The organism is Yoonia sp. (assembly GCF_042093035.1).
In the GTDB taxonomy this organism is placed as follows: Bacteria; Pseudomonadota; Alphaproteobacteria; order Rhodobacterales; family Rhodobacteraceae; genus Yoonia.
Genome location: NZ_JBELFI010000176.1, coordinates 1 through 3,557, shown reverse-complemented (window position 1 = coordinate 3,557; position 3,557 = coordinate 1). Strand labels below are relative to the sequence as shown.

At 57.4% G+C, this 3,557-nt stretch carries 5 protein-coding genes; 1 reads left to right on the top strand and 4 read right to left on the bottom strand.

What is annotated here, in order from left to right:
- Positions 1 to 128 precede the first annotated feature (128 nt).
- The 4 genes from ACFDSS_RS14130 to ACFDSS_RS14115 all read right to left on the bottom strand — a co-directional run bounded on the left by ACFDSS_RS14130 (position 129) and on the right by ACFDSS_RS14115 (position 3,164).
- Positions 129 to 1,100 (bottom strand): beta-ketoacyl-ACP synthase III, encoded by a 972-nt coding sequence (locus ACFDSS_RS14130; protein ID WP_375256360.1) that lies wholly within the window; start codon positions 1,098 to 1,100, stop codon positions 129 to 131.
- Positions 1,101 to 1,102: 2 nt separating this feature from the next.
- Positions 1,103 to 2,227, bottom strand: coding sequence for a phosphate acyltransferase PlsX (plsX, locus tag ACFDSS_RS14125; protein WP_375256359.1), 1,125 nt, complete (start codon positions 2,225 to 2,227; stop codon positions 1,103 to 1,105).
- Positions 2,228 to 2,247: 20 nt separating this feature from the next.
- On the bottom strand, positions 2,248 to 2,454 hold the full coding sequence (rpmF, locus tag ACFDSS_RS14120) for a 50S ribosomal protein L32 (RefSeq protein ID WP_375256358.1): 207 nt from the start codon (positions 2,452 to 2,454) through the stop codon (positions 2,248 to 2,250).
- A 164-nt stretch (positions 2,455 to 2,618) separates the two neighbouring features.
- The gene (locus ACFDSS_RS14115; protein ID WP_375256357.1) at positions 2,619 to 3,164 is read right to left on the bottom strand and encodes a DUF177 domain-containing protein; all 546 of its coding nucleotides are present in this window, start codon (positions 3,162 to 3,164) and stop codon (positions 2,619 to 2,621) included.
- 84 nt (positions 3,165 to 3,248) lie between these two features.
- Here ACFDSS_RS14115 and ACFDSS_RS14110 point away from each other — a divergent pair.
- On the top strand, positions 3,249 to 3,557 hold a 309-nt coding region (locus tag ACFDSS_RS14110; protein ID WP_375256356.1), incomplete at its 3' end, for an outer membrane protein assembly factor BamE.

Sequence of the window (3,557 nt, the reverse complement as noted above, 5' to 3'; positions counted from 1 at the left end):
TCCATCCGCGTCAGTGTTTTATCAGCCATCACAAACCCTTTCACAATTCTGGCAAGGATAGGCGCTGCACATTTTAAGAGTCAATAACAACGGCTTGGCAATCGTCCTTCAGAGCCGCTTTGGGTGCCTTACCAGCGGATCACGACCGAACCCCAGGCCAATCCGCCGCCAATTGCCTCTGTTACGACCACATCGCCTTGCTTGATCTGGCCGTTTTGCACGCCGACAGACAGCGCGAGGGGAATCGATGCCGCAGAGGTATTCCCGTGGTCCTGCACGGTTACAATTACCCGCTCCATCTCAACACCGAGCTTCTTGGCGGTCGATTGGATGATCCGGATATTGGCCTGATGGGGAACAACCCATGACACGTCATCAGCAACGAGCCCCGCCTTTTCCAGCGCCCGCTCTGCCGTTTGGGCAAGCTTTTCAACCGCATGGCGGTATATCTCTTTGCCTTCCATGCGCAACATGCCGGTGTTTTGGGTCGAAACACCGCCGTCCACATAAAGAAGGTCTTTATACTGCCCGTCGGAATTGAGGTCCGTTGACAGAATGCCGCGGTCTGTGTTTGCGCCAGTACCGCCTTCGGCCTCAAGCACCAGCGCACCCGCACCATCGCCAAAAAGCACGCAAGTTGATCGGTCGGACCAGTCCATGATCCGGCTGAATGTTTCTGCCCCGATCACAAGCACACGGTCGGCCTGACCCGAAGCGATCAGTGCATTGGCATTCGATAATGCGAAAACAAACCCGGCACAAACCGCTTGCACATCAAAGGCATAGCCGGTGGTGTTGCCGATTTTATGCTGCACCATGGTCGCAGCAGAGGGGAATGTCAGATCAGCGGTGGAGGTCGCCACGATAACCGCATCAATGTCCGCGGCATCCATCCCCGCCATCGCCAATGCGGCTTTCGCGGCTTCCGCCGCGAGGTCAGATGTGGTCTGTCCTTCGGCAGCGAAATGCCGTCGCTCAATGCCTGACCGCGCCTTGATCCATTCGTCAGATGTTTCGAGTGATTTTTCGAAATCGGAATTTGGGACCACTCGTTCGGGCAGGTAATGGCCAACCCCTTTGACGACCGCGCGACGCATCATGCCTATTTGTCCGTTTTGGTATCGAGACGTGAGGTCTCATTCACTGTACCGGCATCTTGGGCAAGTGATGCCGCAGACGCAACCCTTGCCGCCAGTTTATCCGAAAAACCGGATTGCGCGAGGCGATATGCCAGATGCAGTGCTGCCGCCACACCAGTCGCATCGGCTGACCCGTGGCTTTTGATGACCGTCTGGTTCAATCCAAGGAACACACCACCATTGACCCGGCGGGGGTCAATGCGTTTGCGCAAGCCGCGCAATGCGCCACGTGCAAGCAACGCGCCAATGGCGGCAAAAGGGTTCGATGTCAGCGATTTGCGTAGCAATTCACTGATGAGCGTGGCAGTGCCTTCGCCCGTTTTGAGTGCCACATTGCCGGTAAACCCGTCGGTCACGATCACGTCAACGCGGTCAGATGGCAAATCCCCGCCTTCGATAAATCCAACATATTCAAAATCGCCAATTATTGCAGCATTTCCAATAAGTTCATGGGCGACCTTCAATTCAGCGCGACCTTTGTGTTCTTCGGTCCCAACGTTCAGCAAGCCCACACGCGGACGCGCAATATCGAGCCCGTTGCGGGCATAAGAGGCGCCCATAAGCGCATAGGTCAGAAGATCGTCCTGATCGGCGCGAATATCAGCGCCAGCATCCAGCATCACATTGAAGCCCGCCGGATTGCGCGACGGCCAGAGGCATGCGATGGCGGGGCGGTTCACGCCCTCGGCCTTGCGCAAGCGCAACATCGACATGGCCATCAAGCCGCCAGTATTGCCGCAACTGATCGCTACTGCGGCTTGCTTTTCCCGTACCGCGTCAATTGCCGACCACATGGAGGTGTTCTTGCCGTTGCGCAGCACATGGCTCGGTTTGTCGGACATCTTCACGACATCAGAAGCGTCGTGAATGCGCACGCGACCGGAAAGCCCATGCTTTGCGATCAGTTTTTCCAAATCGGCTTTGGGGCCATGCAGGATTGCCTGCGCATCCGGTGTCCCGCCCAAAAACTTCGAAAGGCCCGCAACGACGGTTGCAGGCCCTTGGTCGCTGCCCATGGCGTCAACAGAAAGCACGTTCTTGACATCGATTGCCTGCGCCGGAGCGGTGTCCGTCTGGGCCATTGTCATGTCAGGTGCCTTTGCGTCGCTTATGCCGCGTCGTCGTCGAGATCGATTTCAGTTGTGTCAGCCACAACTTCGCGTGTCGCGTAGTGACCGCAAGACGGGCAGACGTGGTGCGGGCGCTTCAGCTCACCACAGTTGTCACACTCGTTGGGGTTTGCCGCTGTCAGCGCGTCATGTGCGCGCCGGTTGTTGCGGCGGGATTTGGATACTTTATTCTGCTGGACGGCCATGTCTCAACCCTATGTTTTATAGGGCTTACGCCCTGATTTCGCTCTTGTCTGTCGGCGTCCTACGCCATTGCGGCAGCGCTGTCGAGACACGATGTAAAAGAGGCCGCGAACATACTGCGATTCCGCACATGTGCAAGCCTTTTTCGCCGCCGTTGTGAGCGCGATTATTCATCTTTCTTTTCAAGGCTTTCGCGCAGGCTGCCCAACCCGGCAAAGGGCTTCGCGTCATCATCGGTCATGGGGGCGACACCCGGTGCGCTAAAGGCCGCTGACCCAAGTGCGGCGTCCTCTGCACGTGGATAAGGCGGCAGAGCCAGTGACAATGCCTCAATCATCACCAGCGCCACATCAAGCGAGTCCGGCAGCGGGTCGATGGCCTCATCCAGAGCCATTTCGACCTCCGCGGCATCGATTTCGGGGATTTCGGCCATGTAAGTGCGGATGATCGGCTCATCAATGCGGGTTGTCACGGGGGCAAGGGTGACGACACAGTCCTGCACGACGGTGGCGCCCAGCTTGGCCGAGAGCGCCCAGTCACTCTTGCCTAGCGGTGCCAGCGAGCCCTGAAAGGTCAGCTTCTTGATCCCGACGATTGCCAGGTGCTGCGCAATTGCTTTGCGTGCGGCGGCATTGGGGGCCAGGGTAAATTGCGAGGGGCGGTTTGTTGGCAGATCAGCCAAACGCATCCGTGATTGGGGCAGTTGTGTCAAAGCGGCTTTCGATTCTTGCTCAGGTGTCTTTGGTCATGTAGGTGGGATAAAAGGCCGATCAGGGCAAGGCAAGAGGGTAGGGTCATGGGACGAACATCGGTCAGGTTGCGCAATGCGCTGTGCGTCATTGGATTGCTCACCGTTACCGCAGCTTGCGGTTCGATCGATCGGTTCACTGGATATTTGCCCTCAGAGGCCGAAGTTGAAAGCCTTCAGGTGGGTATCTCTACCAAAGAGGACGCGATCGCCGTCTTTGGTCCGCCGCTGGCAGACCGCGCGCTTGAGAACAACACGATCTATTACGCCGCCAGCCAGATCCGAACACTTGGCCCTTTCGCGCCTCGGATTGTTGATCGTCAAGTGCTCGCCGTTGCCTTCGACAGCGATGATGTC

Bases quoted from the DNA above. Each gene is read 5' to 3' on its own strand.
- rpmF (WP_375256358.1), bottom strand. From the start codon at position 2,454: ATGGCCGTCCAGCAGAATAAAGTATCCAAATCCCGCCGCAACAACCGG.
- ACFDSS_RS14130 (WP_375256360.1), bottom strand. From the start codon at position 1,100: ATGATGCGTCGCGCGGTCGTCAAAGGGGTTGGCCATTACCTGCCCGAA.
- plsX (WP_375256359.1), bottom strand. From the start codon at position 2,227: ATGACAATGGCCCAGACGGACACCGCTCCGGCGCAGGCAATCGATGTC.